We start from the raw sequence: 22,298 nt of genomic DNA on the forward strand, positions 1-22,298 counted from the left end.
TTTTTCCGGCAGGTTTCACGCTGCGGCAAACGAAAAACAGGCCGCCTTCGTTCCGGCGGCCTGTCGTTCCGGTCGTAAGTTTTCTCAGCCGGCCTTGGCGATCCGCAGAATCTGCGATTCACCGCCGCCGCGCTCTTCGGTCACGGCATAAACCGCGCCGTCAGGCCCGACCTTCACGTCACGGATGCGCGCCTCGAGGGGCAGACGGCTTTCGGTCGCGACCTTGTCGCCGTCGATGTGCAGGATGACGAGGCCCTGGCTCACCAGACCGCCGACGATGAAGGCGCCCTTCCATTCGGGAATAAGGTCGCCATCATAATAGGCCATGCCGGAGGGGCCGATGACCGGGTCCCAATAATAGACCGGCTGCTCCATGCCTTCCTTGGCGGTGGTGCCTTCGCCGACGGACCGGCCGCTATATTCGACGCCATAGGTGATGACTGGCCAGCCGTAATTCAGGCCCGCTTTTGGCAGGTTCAGCTCATCGCCGCCCTTTGGCCCGTGTTCCACGGTCCAGAGCCTGCCCTGACCATCAAGTGCCGCGGCCTGCAGGTTGCGGTGGCCATAGCTCCATATTTCGGGAAGGGCGTTCTGCTGGCCGGCGAAGGGGTTGCCTTCAAAGGCCTTGCCTTCAGCATCGATGCGGAAGACCTTGCCGAGCCCGCTCGACAGATCCTGCGCCTGCACGCGCGGCTTTGAATCCGAACGCTCGCCGACGGTGACATAAAGCTCGTTGTCAGGTCCGAAGACGAGGCGCGAGCCGAAATGCTTGTCGCCGTCATAGGTCGGCATCTGGCGGAAAATCACCGAGACATTTTCCAGTTTCGCCGCGCCGCCATCTTCGGTCAGCTTGGCCGACGCGACGGAGGTGCCGTTGCCACCATCGCGCGGTTCGGAAAAGGAGAAGAAGATGGTGCGCGATGTTTCGAAATCGGGCGCGAGCGCGATGTCGAGAAGTCCGCCCTGTCCGTCGGACGCCACCTCCGGTACGCCGGCAATCGCCGGGCCGGCCTTGCCGTCGGCGACGATATGCATGGCCCCTTCCTTGGCGGCGACAAGCATGCGGCCATCCGGCAGGAATTCCATGGACCACAGGTGCGGCAGCCCCTCGGCGACGATGGTTTTTTCGATATTCGGCTGGGAGGCGGCCTGCGGCGCGCGTGTCTGGCCCTCAAAAGCCGGCTTCTGATCCGGCGCATTCGGCCGTTTCGTTTCGGCAGCCGGGGCGGTCTGGGCGTGTGCAGCGCCGGCAAAGGGCACGGCGAGCAGCGCACACAGGATCGTCGAACTCAGAAATCGGTTGTTGTGGAACATGGGTCTCCCTTCCATCGTTACATCAGGCAGAGAACCATTTGGGGAGGATTTCGTTTCCTGCGATAGTTTCAAGAAAACTTGATCAGTCCGTGTGCAGGCTGCACGCTCTTTTCTCATCCATGCGAATTCATAGGGAACCGCAAGGCGTGAGCGACGTTTGGCCTCTGTTATGAGGAGGGCGCCATGCAGATCATCGACAACAAGACCATAGACGGCAACAGAACCAGACCGATCCTGAACGTCGCGGAATTCTGCCGGCGTTACCGGCTGGACAAGGCGGAGGAGACCAGGCTCAGAAAGCTGTTCGGCGAGTTCGCCTCGCGGCACGAGCTTTTGATGAATGCGCAGCGCAAGCCGAGCTTCCGCTGATTATTCTTCCTCGTCGAGAGATTTTCCGAAGATCATGAAGACATCATAACGGGTGTTCTTGCCCATTATCTGATGCGAAGGCTTGCGAATGCCCGGCATCGGCTCGGCGCGCAGGGGCCATTTCAGGACCACCCGCTTTGTCGCATTCTCCAGTGCAGCCTCCATCAACTCCACCTGGTCCGGGTCGGCGCCAACCAGTTCTCTCAGCACCCGCATTTCCTTTTTTACCAGCGCCGTGTTGTGGCGTGGCGGATGCATGGGGTCGACAATCACCACCTCGGGCGAAAGCTCCTTCAGCAGATAGCGTGAATCGCCGTTGAGCAGCGTCATGCGCGCTGCCGCCTCGGCATAGGCGCCGCCCGCTTCCAGGGCGCGGCGAATGCCATCGGCGAGATGGGCATGCATTTCCGGCGAGCGTTCGATGAGGGTGACGTCAGCTCCGAGGGATGCGAGCAGGAAGGCATCGCGCCCCAGCCCCGCCGTGGCATCAACGATCTTTGGCGTGCGGCCTTTGGTGAAACCCGCGGCCTTGGGCAGGGCCTGTCCGCGCCCTTCGCCGGAACGGAAACGGTGTCCGACCGCACCGCCGACAAAATCCACCACGAAGCTTTCGTTTTGTTCCTTCATCTGCGACCTCAGAACGGGCAGGGCACGGTATAGGTGACGTCACGCCCATCCGGATGGCGGAAGCCAACCTCCTGCGCATGCAGCATCAGGCGCGGTGCGGCGGCGAGCGCCTTACCCTCGGCATAAAATTCATCGCCGAGAATGGGATGGCCAAGCGCTTTCATATGCACCCGCAATTGGTGGGTGCGGCCGGTGAGGGGTGTCAGCGCCAGCCGCGTTGCCGGAAGCGGCAATCGTTCCAGCACCCGCCAAAGGCTCTGCGCGGGCTTGCCGTTTTCGTGGTCGACCCAGTGGCGGGGCTTGTTTTCGGGATCGATGGCGAGTGGCAGATCCACTTCTCCCGCCTCTCCGGCAACCTCTCCCCAGACAATGGCGACATAGGATTTGCGCGTCTGGCGGTTTTCAAACTGCGACGCAATCGCCGCATGCGCCCTGCGGTTCAGGGACATCAACACGATGCCTGACGTGTCCTTATCCAGCCGGTTGATCATCAGCGCTTTCGGGAACTGTTTCTGCACACGCGCCATCAGGCTGTCGGAAAGCGCCGGATCGCGCCCCGGCACGGAGAGAAGTCCGCTCGGCTTATCCAGCACCAGCAGGTCCTCGTCGCGGTGCACGATGGTGAGCCAGGGGTCGAGTGGCGGATTATAGACGGGGTTGGAAAGCTCGGATGACATGTCGCTTCCTTAGCACGAATTGCACATTCGGACAGGCCGCTAGTCGGGAATATGGAGATTGACGCGCCCGCTGGTCAGGTCGCTCAGAAGCCGGGTGAGCCGTTCGGCTTCCTCGACCGGAACCGAGAGCAGCATATCCGCGCCGGTGCCGGTGAAATCTTCCCTTTCCATCCGCAGGTTCTGGGTGGCGGACAGGCGTGATTTCACCAGCGCCAGATCGGAGAAGGGGCAGCTCAGCGTGGCGCTGACATAAGCGATGACCGGTGACGTCTCGCCTAACCGCAGGCAGGCCGCCGCCGTGCCGCCATAGGCGCGCATGAGCCCGCCGCTGCCGAGGAGAATGCCGCCGAACCAGCGGATGACGAGAACCGCGACATTATCCAGCGCCTGGCCGTCGATGGCCTGAAGGATCGGTTTCCCGGCCGTTCCCGAGGGTTCGCCGTCATCGCTGAAACGATAGGTCTGGCCGCTTCGCCATGCCCAGCAATTATGGTTCGCGTCGGGATCGGAATGCGCCGCGAGGAAGTTCTTCGCGTCCTCTTCGCCCGTCACCGGCGCGGCAAAGGCGATGAAGCGGCTTTTCTTGATATCCTGCGAAAAGGAAACGGGGCGGTCGAGCGTGAACATGGGCGTTTCAATAACGCATATATTCGCATGCGGAAATCGGTATAAGGCTCGGAATGGCGAAGATGGCGATGGAGAGGGTTTTGAGCAAGGCGAGGCAGGTTGCTGTTATCGGCGGCGGGCCGGCGGGGCTGATGGCGGCCGAGGTGCTTTCGGCCGCAGGCCATGCCGTGACGGTGTTCGAAGCGATGCCGACCGTGGCGCGCAAATTGCTGATGGCCGGAAAATCCGGCCTCAACATCACTCATGCCGAAGACTACGACAGTTTCCGTCAGCGGTTTGGCGAGGCGGAACCACGGCTGCTTGCCGCCCTCGATGATTTCACCCCCGATATGTTGCGCGACTGGGCGCTGGGGTTGGGGCAGGAGACCTTTGTCGGCACCTCGGGCCGGGTGTTTCCCACGGTCATGAAGGCCTCACCGCTGCTGCGGGCATGGCTCGCCCGGCTGGAGGCGCAGGGCGTAACCATCAGAACGCGGCATCGCTGGACGGGTTTTTCCGGAGAGCACCTGGTTTTTTCGACCCCGGAGGGCGAGATCACTATCAACGCCGATGCCGTGCTGCTGGCGCTGGGCGGCGCCAGCTGGCCGCGTCTCGGCTCCGATGCCGCATGGGTTCCGGCGCTTGCGGCCAAAGGCGTCGAGCTCTCCCCGTTCCGCCCGGCCAATTGCGGTTTCGACGTTGACTGGAGTGATGTCTTCCGTGAGCGTTTTGCGGGTGAAGCGGTGAAATCCACGGTCACCATTTCGCCGGCAGGAGCCTTTCAGGGCGAATTCGTGATAACAAAGCATGGCATTGAGGGCAGCGTGATCTATGCCCATTCCGCCGCCCTGCGCGACCGGCTGGAACAGGCGGGCAAAGTATCGCTCGCGATTGATCTTGCACCGGCACGTACGGTGGAACGTCTCAGCCTCGATCTGGGGAAGCTCGGCCGGAAGGAGAGTTTTGCAAACCGTATGCGCAAGGCGGCCGGCTTATCGGCTGTGAAGGTCGGGCTTCTGCGGGAAATATTTCCCGATATCGCCGCCATGCCGGACGAGTTTGTCGCCGCGAGAATAAAACATGCGGAGATACCGCTTTTGCAGGCGAGACCGATTGCCGAGGCGATTTCGTCGGCCGGCGGTATTGCCTGGAGCGGCCTTGATGAAAGCTACATGCTGGAAAGGCTCCCCGGCATATTCGCTGCCGGGGAAATGCTGGATTGGGAAGCGCCGACCGGCGGTTATCTGCTCACCGCCTGTTTCGCCACCGGCAAGGCCGCCGCGAAGGGCATGGCCGGGTGGCTTGAAGGCTCAGCCTGAGAGCCGTTCCGCCGCGCCCGCTTCCTCACCCGAGGCGGTCCTGACGAGGCAGCGCATGATGGCGTCGGTGGTGACGGCGCCGAGCGCCTTGCCATTTTCTCCAACGACCGTGGCGCTGCTGACATTTTCCCGGACGAGCGCGCGCAGGCCCTCTTCAACCGTCATATCCGCATCGAGCTGAAGCCGCGACTGGCCGGAAAACTCCGGCTGCACGATGGCGCCGAGGCGAATGACCCTGCCGCGATTGACCTCCTCCACGAAGGCCTCGATATAACTGTCGGCCGGCGACATGACGATTTCGGCTGCCGTGCCCTGCTGGATGATTTCGCCATCGCGCAGAATGGCGATCTTGTCGCCCAGCCGCAGCGCCTCGTCGAGATCGTGGGTGATGAAGACCACGGTCTTTTTCAATTCCTTCTGCAGTTCCAGAAGCACCGTCTGCATGTCGACGCGGATGAGCGGATCGAGCGCAGAATAGGCTTCGTCCATCAAAAGGATTTCGGCATTATTGGTGAGCGCCCGCGCCAGACCCACACGCTGCTGCATGCCGCCGGAAAGCTGGTTGGGATAATGGTTGGAGAAGCCTTCCAGCCCCACGCGCCTGATCCAGACTTCCGCCCTTTCCTCCCGCTCGCGCTTGTCGACGCCCTGCACTTCAAGGCCATAGACGACATTCTGCAGCACGTTGCGATGCGGCAAGAGGCCGAATTTCTGGAACACCATTGCCGTCTTGTGGCGGCGAAATTCCAGCAGGTCCGCTTCGTTGAGGCGACAGACATCGGTGCCGCCATAGAGGATTTCGCCGGCGGTCGGGTCGATCAGCCGGTTGACGTGGCGGATCAGCGTCGATTTGCCGGAGCCGGAAAGGCCCATGATAACGGTGATCTGCCCGCCCGGCATGGTGATGTTGATATCACGCAGGCCGAGCACGTGGCCATGTTTGGCATTGAGATCCGCCTTGGACATGCCGGCCTTGACGGGGTCGACATAGTCGGCCGCCTTGGGGCCGAAAATCTTGTAGAGGCTGCGAATTTCGATCGATTGACTAGCCATGCGCCACTTCCCGGTGTTTTTGCAGGCGAAGGCCATAGGCCTGGCTGATGCGGTCGAAGATGATGGCGATGCCGACGATGGCAAGCCCGTTGAATACGCCGAGCGTGAAATACTGGTTGGCGATGGCCTTCAGCACCGGCTGGCCAAGACCCTGCACGCCGATCATCGAGGCAATGACGACCATGGCGAGCGCCATCATGATGGTCTGGTTGATGCCGGCCATGATGGTGGGGAGTGCGAGCGGCAGCTGCACCTTGAAAAGCTTCTGGCGCTTCGAGGAGCCGAAGGCATCGGCAGCCTCCAGCACGTCGCGGTCGACCATGCGGATGCCGAGATTGGTGAGCCGGATCATCGGCGGAATGGCATAGATGACGACGGCGATGACGCCAGGCACGCGGCCGATGCCGAGCAGCATGACGACGGGAATGAGATAGACGAAACTCGGCATCGTCTGCATCACGTCGAGAACGGGATTGACCACGCTCTGCAGGCGGTTGGAGCGCGCCATGGCGATGCCGATCGGCAGGCCGACGACGATGGACAGCACCGCACAGACGAAGATCATCGAGACCGTCTTCATCGTGTCTTCCCACATGCCGAACCAGCCGATGGCGAAGAGAATGCCGCAACACAGCGAAACAATGGTGGCGCTGCGGCTGCCGAACCAGGCGAGCGCGGCGACAATAAGAATAACGACCGGCCAGGGTGCGCCGATCAAAAGCCTTTCCGCCCAGATGAGGAAGCTCTGAAGGGGGGTAAACAGCCCCTCGATTGCGCCGCCATAGGTTCGGGTAAAAGCCCGGAACCCCTCGTCGATGACTTTTTTCAGCGCGCGCAGAGCATCGTCATTCATGGTCGGAAATTTGAAAAGCCATTCCATATCCTGTTCTCCATGACGAACCGGAGGCGGGGATCGATGTCCTCCGCGCTCCGGGAGCAAAATCGCCAGAGCGCCGCGCATCCTTCAGGACGCAAGGCGGAACGCTCTGTTGAACCGGCGCATCGCCACCGAAAGCCTTGGGCATTTCGGAGCCGGTGCGGGCGCGGCGTTGCCGCTGGCGAACGCCGGTTGCCGGGCAGATATGTAAGGACCGGCTTTTAAAGGGCGGCCTTGACCTTTTCCGCGACCTCGGGAGAAACCCAGCCCGTCCAGAGAGCTTCGTTTTCCTTCAGGAACTGCTTGGCGCCATCTTCGCCGGTCGCCTGGTTATCCGTCATCCAGGCGATCAGCTTGTTGACGGTCGCGTTGGTCCAGGAGCGTTTGTTGAGATAGTCCATAGCGGGGCCGGCACGATCGGCAAAGGACTTGCTGACCAGCGTCTGCACGTCGTCCACCTGCCATGCGTTCGGCTTCGGGTCCGGACAATCGGCAACCGAGGTGCAGCGCTTCCATTCTGCCGCATCATAGTCCGTGCCGAATTCGAGCTTTACCATCTCGTATTTGCCGAGCAGCGAGGTGGGCGCCCAATAATAGCCGACCCATGGCTGCTTGGCTTCGTAAGCCTTGGCGATGGAACCGTCGAGACCTGCGGCGGAGCCGGTGTCAACGAGGGTGAAGCCGGCCTTTTCACCGCCGAAAGCCTTGAACAGCTGCGCGGTGACGACAGTGCCGCCCCAGCCCTGCGGGCCGTTGAACACGGCGCCCTTCGACTTGTCTTCCGGCGACGGGAAGAGCTCGGGATGTTTGAAGAGGTCCGGAATGGTCTTGAGATCGGGATTGGCATCTGCGAGGTATTTCGGGATCCACCAGCCCTGAACAGCGCCATCGGAAAGAATTTTTGCGGCCGCGACCACTTTGCCGCCTTCCAGACCCTGCTTGACGATTTCCGGCTGCAGGCTGACCCATGCCTCGGGGGCAATATCCGGCTGGCCTTTTTCGGCCATGGAGGTCAGTGTCGGCACGGTGTCGCCGGTCACGATTTCGGCGGAGCATCCATAGCCCTTTTCAAGAATGAACTTGTCCAGGTTGGCGGCAACTTCGGCGGATTGCCAGTTCATGCTGGCGATTGTCACGTTTCCGCAGTCGGCAGCATAGGCTGCGCCGCCTGAAAAGGCGAAGCCGGCGGAAAGAATTGTGGCACCCAAAAGTATTTTCATTTTTGTTCCCTCTGGTCGCGGTGTGGCGAAGACCCGGGTGCTGACGGCACCGCGACCGCCAGCGCCTTTATTGAGGCTTAATAATTGCTTTCTGGCCGTTCCGTTTGCGGCAGATTCTGGCGTATTGAGGATGGCAATTATCAATCAATTATCCGGTCCCGCGAATGCGAGCCTGAAATCCGTGGTGTGGAGACACCGCATTCGACGTGCCCCTGCGCTCGCGCATCCCAATATTTCGGAAGAATGGAACTTTTTCAGTATTTGAAGAAACCCGGGGGAACAATAAACGGAAGTTTCTGTTTTCTTGGACTTTTATCTTGTTCTGTATTACGGGAGATTTCCTCTCGGTTTTTGTGGTGATGTTGAATGACCAATCTTCGTGCTGCCCCGGTATGGCCGATCGGTGGTGGTGAAACGGGTGAGCTTGTGCGCCGCTTCGACTGGTCGAAGACATCGCTCGGTCCTATTTGCGAATGGCCGCAAAATCTGAGGCAAAAGGCTAATTCCGTCGTCAATTCCCCCATTCCGCAGGTGCTGATGTGGGGCAGGGATCACGTGATGATCTACAATGACGGCTATGCGGAGATCGCCGGCAATTATCACCCGCGGGCGCTGGGCGGAACGGTGCCCGGCATCTGGCCGGAAATATGGGACTGGAACAGCCGTATTCTGGAAGCCGGTTTTCGCGGTGAGGTCATGGCCTATCGCGACCAGCCGATGACGCTGATGCGACATGGCCTGCCGGAAGAGGTGATCTTCGATCTGTTCTACACGCCGATCTACAATGAGGGCGGCACGGTGGACGGCGTTTTGTGTACCGTGCTCGAAAATACCGACAAGGTGAAGGCCGTGGAGGCGCTGGAGCAGAGCCGCAAGGAACTAAGCCGGCTCACCAATGCCCTGCCCATTCTGGTCGGGTATGTCGATCGTGATTACGTTTATAAATTCGCCAATGACGGCTACCTGGAATGGTTCGGCCGCCGTGCCGAGGAGGTGATCGGCCGCAGCGTTCCCGAAATCGTCGGCGAGGCGTTTTTTGAGGCGCGCAGGGCCTATCTGGATCGTGCGCTCGCCGGCGAGAAGATCGTTTCCGACACCGTGATCCGCAGGCCCGACGGCACCATGCGCGCCGCCGAAATCCGCTATGTGCCGCGCTATATTACGGATGGCTCCATCGATGGCATCTATGTGCTGATCATCGATATCGAGGACCGCAAGCGCTCAGAACAGGAAATCCTCATCAGCAACAACCGTTTCCGTGCGGCGGTGGATGCGGTGCACGGCGTGCTGTGGACCAACAGCGCCGATGGCAGGATGCTGGGCGAGCAGCCTGCCTGGGCGGCGCTGACGGGCCAGACTCCGGAAGAATATCAGGGCTTTGGCTGGGCGGACGCCGTCCACCCGGAGGACAGGCAGGGGTCTGTCGAAAGCTGGAACAGCGCGGTCGCGGAAAAGTCGACCTATGTCTGGGAACACCGCGTGCGCCGTCATGACGGCGTCTACCGCACTTTTTTGATTCGCGGCGTGCCGATTTTCGACAGGTCCGGCGCCATTGCCGAATGGGTCGGCGTCCACACCGACATAACCGAGCAGCGGCGGGCCGAAGACACCCTCAAGGAACATGCCAGCAATCTCGAGCGCGAAATCCGCCACCGCATCCGGGCGGAAGAGCAGCTTCGGCAATTGAACGAAAGCCTTGAAGCCCGTGTCGAGGCGGAAATGGCGGAGCGCCGCCAGACCGAAAAGGCCCTGCAACAGGCGCAGAAGATGGAATCCATTGGCCAGCTGACCGGCGGCGTCGCGCATGATTTCAACAATCTTCTGCAGGTGATCGCCGGCAATCTGCAATTGCTCTCCAAGGATGTGATCGGCAATGAGCGCGCCGAAAGGCGGCTGGAAAATGCGCTGGCCGGTGTCCATCGTGGCGCAAAGCTGGCTAACCAGCTGCTGGCCTTCGGCCGCCGTCAGGCGCTGGAACCGCGCGTCATCAATATTTCCCGTTTTGTGACCGGCATGGACGATCTGCTTCGCCGTTCGCTCGGTGAGGCGATCGAGGTGGAGGTCATCACCTCGGGCGGTCTCTGGAACACCTATGCCGATCCCAACCAGGTGGAGAACGCGCTTCTCAATCTCGCCATCAATGCGCGCGACGCCATGGAAGGGCACGGCAAGCTGACCATTGAAGTGGGCAATGCGGTGCTCGACCGCGATTATGCCCGCAAGCATTCGGAGGTTTCGGCGGGGCAATATGTCATGCTCGCCGTCACCGATACCGGGTCGGGCATGTCGCCGGAGATCCTCGAAAAAGTCTTCGAGCCGTTCTTTTCGACCAAACCGGAGGGCAAAGGCACCGGTCTCGGCCTTTCGATGGTCTATGGTTTTGCAAAACAGTCCAGCGGCCACGTCAACATCTATAGCGAGGTGGGGCAGGGCACGACGGTGAAGATGTATCTGCCGCGCTCCGCCGCCGATGAGGACCGGGAAGTAGTGATGCCGACCGGCCCCGTGGAGGGCGGAACGGAAACCATTCTTGTGGTGGAAGATGACGAGGAAGTGCGCAACACCGTCGTCGAGACGCTGAGCGATCTCGGTTACCGGGTGCTCACCGCCCGTGATGCGCAGGCCGGTTTGACGGTGGTGGAAAGCGGCATTCCGATCGATGTCATCTTCACCGACGTGGTAATGCCCGGGCCTTTGAAAAGCCGGGAAATGGCGCGCCGCGCGCAGGAAAGGCTGCCCAACCTCGCCGTTCTCTTCACCTCGGGTTACACCGAAAACTCCATCGTGCATGGCGGCAAGCTGGATGCCGGGGTGGAGCTTCTCTCCAAGCCCTATACGCGCGAAGCGCTGGCACGGCGCATCCGCCATGTGATTGCCAACCGCAAGCAGGTTTCTTTGGCGAGAGCGCGGCCGGCAGTTGCGCCGGGTTATTCCAAGCCTTCCGAACCGGTGAGGACGGTCGAAAACGAAAACCGGTCCATACGCGTCCTTCTGGTCGAAGATGACGAGCTGATCCGGATGAATTCGACGGAGATGCTGGCGGAGAGCGGCTTTGCCGTCGTCGAGGCCGGAAATGCGGCTCAGGCGCTGAAGGTGATCGAGGCAGACCGCATAGATGTTCTCGTCACCGATCTCGGTCTGCCCGACATGAAGGGCGGCGAGCTGGCGGTGGAGGCTCTGCGCCGCAAGCCGGGGCTTGCCATCGTGTTTGCGACGGGCGACAGCCATTTGCCGGAAGGGGCGCCCGAAAGCGCGGTGCTGCTCACCAAGCCCTATGACGAACAGCAGATCGTTTCGGCGGTCGAGCAGGCCCATACGGCAAAGAGCGCCGTGGCGGAATAGTACGCCCGCCGCTTTGTTGCCGGCTCAGTAACCTCTGATCATGTCAACCGTTTCCGGCAGCCTGCCGGTCTCGCGCCATGCGCGAACATTGCCCGCGACGATCCGCGCCGAACTTTCGCGGCTTGTCGGGGCGGAAATATGCGGCAGGACCGTGACTTTCGGGTGCTGCCAGAATGGCGAAGCCGTGGGCAGCGGCTCCTGTTCGAAGACATCGAGAACGGCATGCGAAAGGCGGCCGGAATCGAGCGCCGCGATCAGGTCGTCGGCGACGATGACCGCACCGCGGGCGAAGTTGATCAGCGCCGCCCCTTGTTTCATTGCGGCGAGACGGCCGGCATCGAGAAGGCCACGCGTCGCGTCGGTGAGCGGGACGAGGCAGACGAGAATGTCGCTTTTTTCCAGCAGGGCTTGCAGCCCGGCATCGCCGGTCAGCGTTTCCACGCCTTCGATCACCTTGGCCGAGCGGCTCCAGCCGACGACGTTGAAGCCCGCATGGGTGAGGCGTTCGGCTGCAGCGGTGCCAAGCGCTCCAAGGCCAAGGAGACCGATGGTCATCTCGCCGGGATGGCGGTAGTCCAGCTCCTGCCAAAGGGCCTTTTGCTGGTTTTCACGATAGGCCGGCATGTCGCGCTGCAGATAGTAGGTCCATGCCAGAACGGCTTCGGCCATCACGCGGGAAAGCTCCGGGTCCTTCAGCCGGACGATGGGGGGAGCCTTGTCGCCCAGCTCCAGCACCAGCCGCTCGACGCCCGCCCACAGGCTGTGAATCCATGTGAGGCCCGGAAGCGCGGCGATATCGGCGGGATCGGGATTAGCGACGATGGCAAAGTCCACTGCCCGTCGCTGTTCGTCCGTCAATTCGGAGAAGGAGAGGATGTCCTCCTGCGGCATGGCGGCGCGTAGCGCCTGTTTCCAGACGGCTTCCGTTTCCGCATTCATCCGTGAAACAAAGGCGATGGGTGATGGCATGGGACTGATCCTGCTTGCGATTTTAGCTTTACGCCATCAATGCGCAATTTCGGGGGGCAATACCATGGGTTTATCGTTCAAATCTTCCACAGAATAAAACGGCCCGGTTTTCACCGGGCCGTTTCACGATCACGCCTCTTCCTTCACCGGCGGCTTCGCATCGCCGTAATAGGCCGAGAATTTCTCGTGATAGTGCTCCGAACCGCCGGGGCCGGCATAACGCTGCAGTTCCGTCATGTCGGTCTTGTTCAGCACGATACCGAGCGTCTTGTTGGCGATCTGCGGCTCGTTGGCCATCAGGTTCTGCACCATCTGGATCGGCGTCTTGCCCCATTCGGTGACGAAGACGAAACCGTCCACCTGCGGTGCAAAGGCCTTGGCATCGATGACGGGGACGACAGGCGCCAGGTCGACGATGATGTAATCGCAGGCCTCGCGCGCCGAGTCGATGAATTTGCGCATGCCGGAGGAGGACAACAACTCGCTCGAATGGGCGAACTGGTTGCTGGTCGAAACCGGCAGGATGCCCATTTTCGTGCGCGTATCGACCTTTACCGCCTGCGTCCACGGAATTTCATCGAGCACAACTTCCACCAGACCGGCGGATTGCCGCGTCGTCAGCATGCGGCTGAGGCCGGGATTGCGGATATCCGCATCGACGACGAGGGTGCGCTTGCCGGTGGAGGCGATCAGACCGGCGAGATTGAGCGCCACGACCGACTTGCCCTCGTTCGGCAGGCAGGAAATGACGCCGATGACCCGGCATTGACGTTCCTGAATGACGACATCCGCGGTCAGCTTCACGTTGCGCAACGTTTCCGCGAAACTGGAGCGCGGGCTGTCGACGGCAAGGCGCAGCATTTTCTGGAACGAGACCTGCCCGCTTTCGTCAAGCGTGGCATGTTCGCCGCCGGGGGTGGCAGCGCTGGTGCCGGCCTTGGCGTTTTCCACGCCCCTTTCCCCAATGAAGGGGAGGTAGCCGAGAAAGCGCATGCGCAGATTGTCACGCACGTCATTGCCGGTGTGGAAGAAGCGGTCCCGGAACTCGAGAAGCGCCGCGATACCCCCGCCCAGCATCAGGCCGAGAACGACCGAAAGCGCCATGGTCATGGTCTTTTTCGGGCTGGAAGGCGATGTCGGCAGGCCCGCTTCGGAGATGATGCGTGCCTTGGCGATCGGCAGCGACTGCTTTTGCGAGGCTTCCTCGAAGCGGCCGAGATAGGACTGATAAAGGGTGCGCAGCGCCGTGGACCGCTGTTCGAGTTCACGCAGCTGCACCATGGTGATGTTGGCTTGAGAATTGCGACCAGCTACCTTGTCGATACTGTCACGCAATGACTGCACGCGCGAATTGGCAACGTCGACCTCGTTCTTGAAGCTGCCGGTCAGCTGCTGCAATTCCTGGAAGATTTGCTGCGAAATCTCTTTTTTCTCGGCGTCGAGCGCGGCCGCCTGCGGATGGTCGGCGCCGAATTGCTGGACGATGCCGCGCTGCCTGTCGGAAATGGTGATGTAGCGCTTGCGCAAATCCTGAATGACCGAGTTGTCGGTATCACGGGCCGACACGACGGCATTGTCGACAGCTGTCTCCGGCCCGCGGTCGATAATCGACTTGTACTGGCTGTAGCGGGCAGAGGCAGTAGCTGCATCCGCCTGTGCGGAAATCAGTTGGCCATTAAGATCGGCAAGCTGGCTTTCCGACATAAGCTCACCGCGTGAGGATACGATATTGTTGTCAGACCTGTATTTCTGAACTGCAAGCTCGGCGGCCTGGGCGCGCTGGTTGAGGTCGGTCATGCGTTCCTGCAACCATACAGAAGCGCGCTCGCTGGCGTCGAAATTGGCGTTCAGCTGTTCGGTGAGGTAGGCCTGTGCATAGGTCTTGGCGATCTGCGCTGCCAGCTGACGGTCGGTCGAGCGGGTGGAAATCGCGATGACGGAGCTGCGTCCGACACGTTCCACCGTCAAGGACTGCTGCAGCACGGCGGCGGCCTTCTCGCGGCGTCCGGCGCGGATTGCTGCTTCGGAGACGGGCGGATCGCCCGGCAGGACGAGATCAAGGATACCACGCACGGAGGTTTTGACGAGTTCGACCGGCGACATCGGCGGATTGACGATGATGTCATTCTCGTCGAACTTGGCCTTGTCGACCACTGTCAGCGCCATTTCCTTGGATTTCAGAATTTCCACGGCGCTGGCGATGCGGTTGTCGACGATCTGGGCGGCGGGCACCGGCGATTCCTCTTCCGCATAACGGGAAAGGCTTTCATCCAGCAGCACCTGCGTCATCGCGGTGTAAACGGGGGTCGCAAGCACCAGATAAAGGCCGGCCAGAACCACGGCGGCAATGACGGAGGCGGCAATGACATTGGCACGACGCACCACGGCGGCCCACAGGCGGTCGAGGTCGATGAACGTGTCGGAATCCTTGCCGGACTCCGGAAAACCGATATTGGATTTAAAGGTCTTGTGGTGCATGGACCTACCTTGTGAATTAAAAATGGTACGCGGGAAGCCGAATAAACTCGCCTTCCCGCCCCCCGTTATTGGTGCGCCGGCCGCCTCCCCCGGCGGCGCGATTAAAGTCAGGCCGCCTGGACGCGGCTTTCGTGGTTCGCCACCAGTTCCTTCACCGAAGCGAGAACCTGGGCTTCCATGTCGGCGCGCAACAGCGAGAAGGCGACGTTTGCGGCAATGAAGCCCTGCTTGCTGCCGCAGTCGAAGGTGCGACCGCTATATTTCTGCGCATGGAAAGACTGCTTTTCCGCAAGCCGCCTCATGCCGTCGGTCAACTGGATTTCATTGCCCGCGCCGCGCTCCTGCTTGGCGAGAATATCGAAGATTTCCGGCTGCAGGATGTAACGGCCATTCAGGTAATAATTCGAAGGCGCCTTGGATGGTTCCGGCTTTTCGACCATTTCGGTGACCGCAAAGCCGTGATTGACCTTCTGGCCGACGCCGACGACGCCATAGGACGACACTTCCTCGGGCAGGCATTCCTCGACGCCGAGAATATTGCCGCCGACTTCGTCATAAAGCTCCATCAGCCCGGCAATGCAGCCGCGTGCGCCATAGGACACCATGTCAGGCAGAAGCAGCGCGAAAGGCTCCTTGCCCACCAGTTCGCGAGCACACCAGACGGCGTGGCCGAGGCCGAGCGGCACCTGCTGGCGCGTATAGCTGACGGTGCCGGCAACCGGCAGCATCTTTTCCAGCTGCAGTACCTGCACGGTCTTGCCGGAGCGGGTCAGCGTATTGATGAGTTCAGGCGCGCTGTCGAAATAGTCTTCGATGGCGGTCTTGTTGCGGCTCGTGACGAAAATAATATGCTCGATACCGGCCTGCATGGCTTCGTCGACAGCATATTGCACGACCGGACGGTCGACGATCGTCAGCATTTCCTTTGGCATCGCCTTGGTGGCGGGCAAAAACCGCGTGCCGTTGCCGGCTACCGGAATGACGGCTTTTCTGACAGTTTTGTTCAGGTCCATCGCGTTCTCCTTCATCAAGGTTTGATCTGTCCCCAGTCCCCGCGCAGATTTCGTCTACGCGTAAATTTCACGAAATCTGTCTTTTCACCCCTGTATTCGCTCCGGGCGCAAACATGCGTCCCGCAGCCTCCTCAGCCGCACTGCAATCGGCATTCTTAAGTGCCCCAGCACGGCAGGATCTCGGATTGTGGTCTTCAAGGCGCCGAGTACCGAGCGGCTCTTGATGTTTTCCACCAATGTCAAAAAATTATGCGCCAGCCGCAGGCTGCGGGCTCTCGCCTGCTGCGCATCCATGGCGGCGGGCAGCAGAGTGTAATGGCTCAGGAATTCCTGATCCGCCCGCATCATCGCTTCGACGTGATGAAGTTCGAGCACGCGCGAAATCGAGCCTTCGCGGATATTGTAAATGTAACCCGGCTTCGGTTCGATGACGCAGAGGCCGCCGGCGGCGAGCGCCGAGGCGAGCAGGATATAATCCTCGCCGATGCGGATATCCTCGCGGAAGCGCAGTGCCTCGCTATTGAGGAAATCGCGCCGGAACATCGGTTTCATGTAGCCGAAATTGAAGGTGGAGCGGAACAGGATGTTGGAGGAAATAAAGTCCTCGAGCGTGAGGGTGGATCGTTCCTCCAGAAACTCTTCCGGAAACATCGTCTCCATCGGCCTGCCGTCGGTATAGACCACATCGAGATTATCGACAGCGATGTCAGCATTCGCGGCCTCCGCCCGGCACATCATGCAGGCAGAACGCTCCGGGCGGATGACGTCGTCGGAATCGAGCACGGCGATCCAGCGTCCCGTCGCGGCCTCGATGCCGGCATTGCGTGCACCACCCGGACCGCGGTTTTCTTCGAGCGCAAGCAGGCGGATGCGGGGATCGATGGCGGCAATCGCCTCAACGAAGGGGATGGTATCGTCGGCGGAACGATCGTCGACGACGATGACCTCCAGCGTCACACCCTGCTGGTCGAGCGCGCTTTGAACGGCGGCTTCGATCGTATCGGCGGCATTATAGGCGGCGATGACGAAGCTGATATCGGGCGGGGAGGTGAGATTTTCCATCAGGTCGCCTCCACCGCGCCATACTGGCGGATTTCGCGCACACCGAATGCGCCGCTCATCGAACCCATATGCAGCGCGCCACGCAGCGCATAACGGTTGCGGCGCACGGCGTTGAAGCCGTTCAAGGCGGCGAATACGCCACAATACAGCACTTTCGAACCTGCCTTCAGCACCTGAACCACACGGCGTGCACCGGGTTTCTTTTCAGCCAGCACGCGGCCGTGGGTCTGGCCGGAGCGGAAGCGGCGTTTGGCCAGCCACATGAAGCTTGCCCGATTTTCCGGAACCGGCTCCGACAAGACGGCGTCTTCAGCAAAGACAATACGGCCGCCTGCGGCGTGAAGATGCGAGAAGAAATGGGTGTCCTCGCCGCCGCTCTGGCCGAGCGCCAGCGCGAAGCGCCGGCCCTTCACCGAAGGCGCATCCATCTTGAGCAGCGTGTTGCAGGTATAGCCGGTGATGATCTCGCCATTCACCCACACCGGAACTGTCGAATGGAAATCGCCGCGTTTCATCCAGCCCGGCGCATTGTCCCGGTAAACCGCCGTTACGGGGCCGAGGACGGTTTCTGCACCGGTCTCGTCTGCTTTTTCCAGAAGGGCGGCCAGCCAATGCGGCGGGGCGGTCTCGTCATCATCGATAAAGGCGAGATAATCCGCGCTGCATTCCGACAGGCAGGCATTGCGGGCAATCGAAATATTCGATTTCGGGCAATGAACATAGGTGATCTCGAAGGGCGCGGTTTCACGCAGGCGATCGACGCTTGCCTTGGCGCTCGGCTCCTCGTCATTATCGGCCACAATCAGACGAACTTTCACGCCTTCCGGCACGTCCAGCTCGAAGAGTGACAGAAGTGTGGCGACGAGCGCCGGGCGTCTGTAGGTGCAGATGCCGATATCGACGGTCTTGAGATTTTGCGTGCCGGTGACGGTGTTGTCGGTCATGAGACAGCCTTTCTTCCCCGGAATTTCAGGAGTTCCAGCCAGAAGCCGGTGGACCAGGCCAGATGCATCACCATCGCCGAAAAGGCGGCGAGCGGGCCGTATGGGTTTTGCTGACCTATTGCCATCCACAAGCCATAACCCACACATGCGGCGATCCAGAGGCCGAGCGGAATAAGTGCGGCCCAATGCACGAGCGACAGTAGCGCGAGGATGAAAACCGGCAGGACGGCGAGCGGAATCATCTGGCGGATTTTCGGGATCGAGCGATGTTTCAGGAGGTTCTTTGCCCGGCCACGGCCATAGGCGAGATATTGCCTGAACAGCGGCATGACGCTTGCGCGCGGATAATAGGTCATGCGGGTCTTGTCGGTCATCCAGAGGCGGAAACCGGATTTGCGCAGCCGGAAATCCAGTTCGGCATCCTCGTTATGGCTGAAGCTCTCGTCATAACCGCCCACCGCATCGAAAGCGGCGATCCGCATCAGCGCGTGGTGGCCGTGGTCGATCCAGTGGCCTTTGGCGCCTTCGCGGTGCTTGGAGCCGCCATTGCCGAGCTTGGAATTCTGGGCGATGGCCGTCGCCTTCTGGAACAGGCCGTGGCCGACCGTATCCATGGCGACGACGACGGAATCCGCGCCGGTGCGCTCGGCGTCCTCGATCAGCCTCTGGCAATAATCATCGGGATAATCGCCATGGGCGTCGATGCGGATGAGGTAATCAAAATCCTCGCCGAAGGTGGCGACGGCAAGATTGATGCCGGCGCTCTGGATGCGCTTCGGATTGGCGAGAAGCGTGACGCGATCGTCCTTTGCGGCAAAGGCGGAAACGATATCGCGGGTTCCATCCGTGCTGCCGCCATCTGCGACCACGATGCGGAAGAGACGCCCTTGCATCGCATCGGTAAATTTGACAAGCAGCCGCTCGATCGTCTTCGCCTCATTGAGGCAGGGTATGACGATCAGCGTTCTGATGCCGGAATGACCAAGACCTTCCATGATTTGCCCCCTACGCACTACACGGGTGAAAACTGCGCTTCGCGGGCGTGGCCGGAGGCGGATTTGGCGAGAGAGGACAAGTGCTGGACCAGCTGACGGCAATCGTCGCGGTCGGTCAGCCATTGTTTCCTGTCTGTTGTCGAGAGGGTGTTGAAGGCGTCCGCATAGATTTGCGGGGTCATCTCCGCAAACAGGGCGGCAAGATCGTCAGCGTCGGCATTCTGCAGGACAAAGCCGATACCGCGCTTTTCGATGAAACGCGCAGTTTCCGTGCCGGCAAGTGCAATCGGCAGGGTGCCATAAAGGCAACCCTCATAAAGCCGGTTGGGCAGAAGCCAGCTCGAATTCTGGCCTTCCTCGAAAAAGTCGATAGCCCAGGTGAACTGCACCTCGTTATAGATGGCGGCGAGGTCTTCGGGGTTCTTGTAAGGTCCGTGGAAATGCACATGCGGGGCGGCGGCTACGAAACCGTCGAAATCTGAAAACTCCGAATAGGCCGGCCGGCCGCGCAGGATGATTTCGACCCTGCCTTGCATGCGTCCGGCAAATTCGGCGAGGATCTCAAGTGATTTGCGGCAGCGAAGCGCGCCGAACCAGCCGATTTTCCACGGCTCGCCGGGGGCGGGCGGGCGCGGTTGCGGGGCGGCGGCAACGGCGGTGTCGAGCGCCAGCACCTTGTTTTCCTGCAGCAGGACGGGAAGGTCGAGGCCCGACACGGGCTTGAAATAATGCTCCACGAAGGCCGGAGAACTGGTGATCAGCAGTTTCGCGTCGCGGGCGAAATAACGCTGGGCGGCGTTCAGCATCTGCCCGGGCTTGCCCTTGTTGAGAAGCAGGCGGTGAATGTCGAGACATTCATAAACCAGTGCCGGCTGCCCGGCATAGATCGACATGGCCCGCTTTGCCAAAGCCAGCATTTCCAGGTTTCTGGCAAGAATGACATCGGGCGCGGGGATGTCGTTCAGGGTCTTGCCCAGCGAGAGGCTGGCTTTCGCCACCGCCGCCATGCGCTGCAGAAACTGCCCGTCGGCGGTTTCCCCGAGCACAACGGGTACGACGCCTTCAATCTCCGCCAGCCGGTTCTGCCCACGCCGGAAACCGGCCAGCGTGACCCGTGCCCCGCCCGCAAGCAAGGTCAGTACCCGCCGACGAATGGCGGGGTCCGACAGATCATGCGCGAGATAAAGAACATGGGTCATGCAGGGTTCCGGTTGGTTTCATGCGTCAGAGACGCCGCAGCTCAGGTTTTGGTGCAAAAAATCGGAGCGGTTCAAAAATGCGGTCAGTTAAGGGCGCAGGCGATGGACTCTGGAAACTGGCATTTGTCACCGAGCGCCGTGAAGGCAAACCGGTCAACGATCATTTGTGATGGTCCCGCGTAGGAGAACCGGCCCATCCAGTCCTTCAGCGTGTCGGTACCCCACAGGCTGAAGAAAATCTTCTGGGCGTTCTGGGGGATTTTCGTCTCGTCCGTCACTTCATGGACGAGCTTGCCGTTGACGTAATAACGCAGGCGTTGCGGCTCCCAGACGAAGGCGTAGTCGTTGAAGCCGGCATCGGCGCCGCCTTCCACAGGCACCAGCTTCTCATTACCGCCCTTGGCGGAAATATACTGGTTCAGCTGCACCTTGCCCGTGTTCTTGCCGAGAACCTCGAAGTCGATTTCATCGTGCGGCTTCTTGTCGGTCGGGCCGATATAGGTGAAGAAGGCGGAGTTCAGGCCGGAGCCGGTGGCGGCCTTCATCCGTGTTTCATAGGTGCCGTAGCGATAACGCCCCTTGGTCTGGATTTCACCGCAGGCGAAGTTGCGATCACCGGCCTTGGCTTCCTCGAAACCGAGCGTGAGCTGGCCGTTTTCCACCGTTGCCAGCTTCTTCGACCAGGTGCAGTTCTGATGCGCGCCGTTGTTCCAGCCGTCCGAAACGTACCAGAAAGATCGGTCCATGGAATCGAAGTTCTCGATGAAGGACGTGCCGTTGCCTTCCTGCGCGTGGATCGGCGTTGCAAAAGCTGCGGCCGAAAGAGCCGTGGCAAGAAGAATGCGTGTCTGAACGCGGGTGACAAATGTTGTCATTGGTTCACCTCTGTCGTTGCGAATAAAGTGTTTCGGATGTGGGCGGGCCGATCATGGAGGCCCGTTTGGTCGCAAAATCGGTCATCGTCTTGCGTTTGCCGTTGCGGCTTCCGGTGAGCACGGAATAGACGGCCGGTAGATATTTCCGCGTCTGCGCGTTGCTGATGATCAGAATGACAAAGGCGGAAAGTGTCGCGGTGATATAGAAGGCGGGATAGAAGTCCGGCCCGCCCTTGTTCCAGACCATCCACATGATGACGAGCAGGGGATAGTGGGCGCAGAATATCCAGAAGCTCAGGCTGCCGGTTTCGGCAAGCCGCTGGCCAAGCCGGCTGCGGATCAACAGCGCGGAGGATGCCCAGAAGCCGAGCGCGCCGAAGACGGCAAGCAGATTGCGCGACATGTTGAGCCAGAAGGTGAATTCCGGCCCGGTGAGATAAAGTCCCGTCGCCAACATGGCCGAGGCGACAAAGGTCAGCGCCATGATCGGCACGGCGTAGGGGTCGAGCGCCTTGACGTCGATACGGTGGAGGGCAAGCGCGATGCCGAGCGAGAAGCTGAAGAGAATGGATTTCTTCTGGACGATGAAGATCGTCAGGTCAGGCATGGCGGTGATGAAGAGCAGGATGGCGAGGGTCGGCAGGGCGAAGCGGCGCATCAGAAAGGCGAGCACCGGCGACAGCAGAATGCAGACGAACAGGTCGCGCAGGAAATAAAGCGGCACATTTACCGGCAGCTCTTCGAGCGCGGTTCCATGGCTGATGATTTCACGCGGGCTGGCATTCCACAGATCGGGGAAATACCCGATGCCGACATCAAAGAGCTGGATCAGCAATACGGCCGCAAACAGCGCGCCATTCCACAGAAGGAAAGGCAGCAGCACGGTTTTCGACTTGGAGCGGATCGTCGCCGGATAATCGAACCCGCTCATGCCGCGGCGAAACAGCAGATAGCCGGAAATGGCGCTGAGACAGGGAACGCCGATGCGAAACAGCGCATCGCCCAGAAAAACCCGCAGCCAGTCGAAGAAGCCGTAAAGGCCAAGAAACGGGCTGGTCTCGGCATCGTGCGGCACATGGACGAACACGATTCCTGATATCAGCAATATGCGCATCAAGTTGATACGGGAGGATAGGTTCTGATCGACAGTCACATCAGTCACCCCTATTGGGCGGCGTCCACCCACGCCGCGTTGCAACCAGAGCGAACGTAAGCCCGCACTGGAAAGTCTGGTTTCGACTTTGGGATAAAATGTGGCGACGCGGGAAAAACACAAGATTAGATTTTGCGGGTGAATGTCTGGCGTCAGCGCCATTTCTTCGCTGAATAGAAGTCAACTAATTGAAATAACTGCAATTT

Annotated in this window: 19 protein-coding genes; 3 read left to right on the top strand and 16 right to left on the bottom strand. The window is 60.5% G+C overall.

Annotated features, from left to right (window positions below):
- Nucleotides 1–84: 84 nt before the first annotated feature.
- A complete protein-coding gene (locus MRBLRC7O_RS19365; protein WP_111820891.1) occupies nucleotides 85–1,314 on the bottom strand; it encodes a PQQ-dependent sugar dehydrogenase in 1,230 nt (409 codons plus the stop codon).
- A gap of 183 nt (nucleotides 1,315–1,497) precedes the next feature.
- Between MRBLRC7O_RS19365 and MRBLRC7O_RS19370 the strand changes: the two genes are divergently transcribed.
- Entirely contained in the window at nucleotides 1,498–1,683 is a 186-nt protein-coding gene (locus MRBLRC7O_RS19370; protein ID WP_020812967.1) for a hypothetical protein, read from the top strand.
- Here the strand turns inward: MRBLRC7O_RS19370 and MRBLRC7O_RS19375 are convergent, their stop codons facing one another.
- The 3 genes from MRBLRC7O_RS19375 to MRBLRC7O_RS19385 are packed head-to-tail and all read right to left on the bottom strand — an operon-like array spanning nucleotide 1,684 to nucleotide 3,614.
- Nucleotides 1,684–2,310 (bottom strand): class I SAM-dependent methyltransferase, encoded by a 627-nt coding sequence (locus MRBLRC7O_RS19375; RefSeq protein WP_020812968.1) that lies wholly within the window; start codon nucleotides 2,308–2,310, stop codon nucleotides 1,684–1,686.
- A gap of 8 nt (nucleotides 2,311–2,318) precedes the next feature.
- Complete coding sequence (locus MRBLRC7O_RS19380; protein WP_111820892.1) at nucleotides 2,319–2,987, bottom strand: pseudouridine synthase; 669 nt, start codon at nucleotides 2,985–2,987, stop codon at nucleotides 2,319–2,321.
- A gap of 39 nt (nucleotides 2,988–3,026) precedes the next feature.
- Nucleotides 3,027–3,614, bottom strand: a complete 588-nt coding sequence (locus MRBLRC7O_RS19385; RefSeq protein ID WP_003508491.1) for an IMPACT family protein — start codon at nucleotides 3,612–3,614, stop codon at nucleotides 3,027–3,029.
- Between the two features lie 53 nt (nucleotides 3,615–3,667).
- On the opposite strand from MRBLRC7O_RS19385, the gene MRBLRC7O_RS19390 reads away from it, so the two are divergent.
- Nucleotides 3,668–4,912, top strand: coding sequence for a TIGR03862 family flavoprotein (locus MRBLRC7O_RS19390; RefSeq protein WP_020812970.1), 1,245 nt, complete (start codon nucleotides 3,668–3,670; stop codon nucleotides 4,910–4,912).
- On the opposite strand, the gene MRBLRC7O_RS19395 is transcribed toward MRBLRC7O_RS19390, so the two are convergent.
- The 3 genes from MRBLRC7O_RS19395 to MRBLRC7O_RS19405 all read right to left on the bottom strand — a co-directional run bounded on the left by MRBLRC7O_RS19395 (nucleotide 4,904) and on the right by MRBLRC7O_RS19405 (nucleotide 8,062).
- Nucleotides 4,904–5,965 (bottom strand): quaternary amine ABC transporter ATP-binding protein, encoded by a 1,062-nt coding sequence (locus tag MRBLRC7O_RS19395; protein WP_003508494.1) that lies wholly within the window; start codon nucleotides 5,963–5,965, stop codon nucleotides 4,904–4,906. The genes MRBLRC7O_RS19390 and MRBLRC7O_RS19395 overlap by 9 nt on opposite strands.
- The gene (locus MRBLRC7O_RS19400) at nucleotides 5,958–6,845 is read right to left on the bottom strand and encodes an ABC transporter permease (RefSeq protein WP_003508495.1); all 888 of its coding nucleotides are present in this window, start codon (nucleotides 6,843–6,845) and stop codon (nucleotides 5,958–5,960) included. Before MRBLRC7O_RS19400 ends, MRBLRC7O_RS19395 begins: the two co-directional genes overlap by 8 nt.
- 218 nt (nucleotides 6,846–7,063) lie before the next feature.
- On the bottom strand, nucleotides 7,064–8,062 hold the full coding sequence (locus MRBLRC7O_RS19405; protein WP_020812972.1) for an ABC transporter substrate-binding protein: 999 nt from the start codon (nucleotides 8,060–8,062) through the stop codon (nucleotides 7,064–7,066).
- Nucleotides 8,063–8,428: 366 nt separating this feature from the next.
- Between MRBLRC7O_RS19405 and MRBLRC7O_RS19410 the strand changes: the two genes are divergently transcribed.
- Complete coding sequence (locus tag MRBLRC7O_RS19410; RefSeq protein ID WP_111797446.1) at nucleotides 8,429–11,404, top strand: PAS domain-containing protein; 2,976 nt, start codon at nucleotides 8,429–8,431, stop codon at nucleotides 11,402–11,404.
- Nucleotides 11,405–11,428: 24 nt separating this feature from the next.
- Here MRBLRC7O_RS19410 and MRBLRC7O_RS19415 read toward each other — a convergent pair whose 3' ends face one another.
- The 9 genes from MRBLRC7O_RS19415 to MRBLRC7O_RS19455 all read right to left on the bottom strand — a co-directional run bounded on the left by MRBLRC7O_RS19415 (nucleotide 11,429) and on the right by MRBLRC7O_RS19455 (nucleotide 22,092).
- Nucleotides 11,429–12,373, bottom strand: coding sequence for a 2-hydroxyacid dehydrogenase (locus MRBLRC7O_RS19415; protein ID WP_003508503.1), 945 nt, complete (start codon nucleotides 12,371–12,373; stop codon nucleotides 11,429–11,431).
- A 129-nt stretch (nucleotides 12,374–12,502) separates the two neighbouring features.
- Nucleotides 12,503–14,851 carry a polysaccharide biosynthesis tyrosine autokinase gene (locus MRBLRC7O_RS19420; RefSeq protein ID WP_003508505.1) on the bottom strand — a complete coding sequence of 783 codons (2,349 nt, stop codon included), beginning with the start codon at nucleotides 14,849–14,851 and terminating at the stop codon, nucleotides 12,503–12,505.
- A 107-nt stretch (nucleotides 14,852–14,958) separates the two neighbouring features.
- Nucleotides 14,959–15,864 carry a UTP--glucose-1-phosphate uridylyltransferase gene (locus tag MRBLRC7O_RS19425; protein WP_003508507.1) on the bottom strand — a complete coding sequence of 302 codons (906 nt, stop codon included), beginning with the start codon at nucleotides 15,862–15,864 and terminating at the stop codon, nucleotides 14,959–14,961.
- 84 nt (nucleotides 15,865–15,948) lie between these two features.
- Nucleotides 15,949–16,926, bottom strand: coding sequence for a glycosyltransferase family 2 protein (locus MRBLRC7O_RS19430; RefSeq protein ID WP_111820893.1), 978 nt, complete (start codon nucleotides 16,924–16,926; stop codon nucleotides 15,949–15,951).
- The gene (locus MRBLRC7O_RS19435; protein WP_060723807.1) at nucleotides 16,926–17,870 is read right to left on the bottom strand and encodes a glycosyltransferase family 2 protein; all 945 of its coding nucleotides are present in this window, start codon (nucleotides 17,868–17,870) and stop codon (nucleotides 16,926–16,928) included. The genes MRBLRC7O_RS19430 and MRBLRC7O_RS19435 overlap by 1 nt, the downstream gene beginning before the upstream one ends.
- Entirely contained in the window at nucleotides 17,867–18,865 is a 999-nt protein-coding gene (locus MRBLRC7O_RS19440; RefSeq protein ID WP_111792917.1) for a glycosyltransferase family 2 protein, read from the bottom strand. Before MRBLRC7O_RS19440 ends, MRBLRC7O_RS19435 begins: the two co-directional genes overlap by 4 nt.
- Before the next feature lie 17 nt (nucleotides 18,866–18,882).
- Complete coding sequence (locus MRBLRC7O_RS19445) at nucleotides 18,883–20,064, bottom strand: glycosyltransferase family protein (RefSeq protein ID WP_003508515.1); 1,182 nt, start codon at nucleotides 20,062–20,064, stop codon at nucleotides 18,883–18,885.
- Nucleotides 20,065–20,147: 83 nt separating this feature from the next.
- Nucleotides 20,148–20,939, bottom strand: a complete 792-nt coding sequence (exoK, locus tag MRBLRC7O_RS19450) for an endo-1,3-1,4-beta-glycanase ExoK (protein ID WP_003508517.1) — start codon at nucleotides 20,937–20,939, stop codon at nucleotides 20,148–20,150.
- Nucleotides 20,940–20,943: 4 nt separating this feature from the next.
- On the bottom strand, nucleotides 20,944–22,092 hold the full coding sequence (locus MRBLRC7O_RS19455) for an acyltransferase family protein (RefSeq protein ID WP_077998598.1): 1,149 nt from the start codon (nucleotides 22,090–22,092) through the stop codon (nucleotides 20,944–20,946).
- Between the last annotated feature and the right edge of the window lie 206 nt (nucleotides 22,093–22,298).

The organism is Agrobacterium radiobacter, assembly GCF_040801995.1.
GTDB lineage: Bacteria > Pseudomonadota > Alphaproteobacteria > Rhizobiales > Rhizobiaceae > Agrobacterium > Agrobacterium radiobacter.

Excerpts from the sequence above, each read along its gene's own strand:
- MRBLRC7O_RS19365 (WP_111820891.1), bottom strand. The coding sequence starts at position 1,314 with ATGTTCCACAACAACCGATTTCTGAGTTCGACGATCCTGTGTGCGCTG.
- MRBLRC7O_RS19370 (WP_020812967.1), top strand. The coding sequence starts at position 1,498 with ATGCAGATCATCGACAACAAGACCATAGACGGCAACAGAACCAGACCG.
- MRBLRC7O_RS19375 (WP_020812968.1), bottom strand. The coding sequence starts at position 2,310 with ATGAAGGAACAAAACGAAAGCTTCGTGGTGGATTTTGTCGGCGGTGCG.
- MRBLRC7O_RS19380 (WP_111820892.1), bottom strand. The coding sequence starts at position 2,987 with ATGTCATCCGAGCTTTCCAACCCCGTCTATAATCCGCCACTCGACCCC.
- MRBLRC7O_RS19385 (WP_003508491.1), bottom strand. The coding sequence starts at position 3,614 with ATGTTCACGCTCGACCGCCCCGTTTCCTTTTCGCAGGATATCAAGAAA.
- MRBLRC7O_RS19390 (WP_020812970.1), top strand. The coding sequence starts at position 3,668 with ATGGCGAAGATGGCGATGGAGAGGGTTTTGAGCAAGGCGAGGCAGGTT.
- MRBLRC7O_RS19395 (WP_003508494.1), bottom strand. The coding sequence starts at position 5,965 with ATGGCTAGTCAATCGATCGAAATTCGCAGCCTCTACAAGATTTTCGGC.
- MRBLRC7O_RS19400 (WP_003508495.1), bottom strand. The coding sequence starts at position 6,845 with ATGGAATGGCTTTTCAAATTTCCGACCATGAATGACGATGCTCTGCGC.
- MRBLRC7O_RS19405 (WP_020812972.1), bottom strand. The coding sequence starts at position 8,062 with ATGAAAATACTTTTGGGTGCCACAATTCTTTCCGCCGGCTTCGCCTTT.
- MRBLRC7O_RS19410 (WP_111797446.1), top strand. The coding sequence starts at position 8,429 with ATGACCAATCTTCGTGCTGCCCCGGTATGGCCGATCGGTGGTGGTGAA.
- MRBLRC7O_RS19415 (WP_003508503.1), bottom strand. The coding sequence starts at position 12,373 with ATGCCATCACCCATCGCCTTTGTTTCACGGATGAATGCGGAAACGGAA.
- MRBLRC7O_RS19420 (WP_003508505.1), bottom strand. The coding sequence starts at position 14,851 with ATGCACCACAAGACCTTTAAATCCAATATCGGTTTTCCGGAGTCCGGC.
- MRBLRC7O_RS19425 (WP_003508507.1), bottom strand. The coding sequence starts at position 15,864 with ATGGACCTGAACAAAACTGTCAGAAAAGCCGTCATTCCGGTAGCCGGC.
- MRBLRC7O_RS19430 (WP_111820893.1), bottom strand. The coding sequence starts at position 16,926 with ATGGAAAATCTCACCTCCCCGCCCGATATCAGCTTCGTCATCGCCGCC.
- MRBLRC7O_RS19435 (WP_060723807.1), bottom strand. The coding sequence starts at position 17,870 with ATGACCGACAACACCGTCACCGGCACGCAAAATCTCAAGACCGTCGAT.
- MRBLRC7O_RS19440 (WP_111792917.1), bottom strand. The coding sequence starts at position 18,865 with ATGGAAGGTCTTGGTCATTCCGGCATCAGAACGCTGATCGTCATACCC.
- MRBLRC7O_RS19445 (WP_003508515.1), bottom strand. The coding sequence starts at position 20,064 with ATGACCCATGTTCTTTATCTCGCGCATGATCTGTCGGACCCCGCCATT.
- exoK (WP_003508517.1), bottom strand. The coding sequence starts at position 20,939 with ATGACAACATTTGTCACCCGCGTTCAGACACGCATTCTTCTTGCCACG.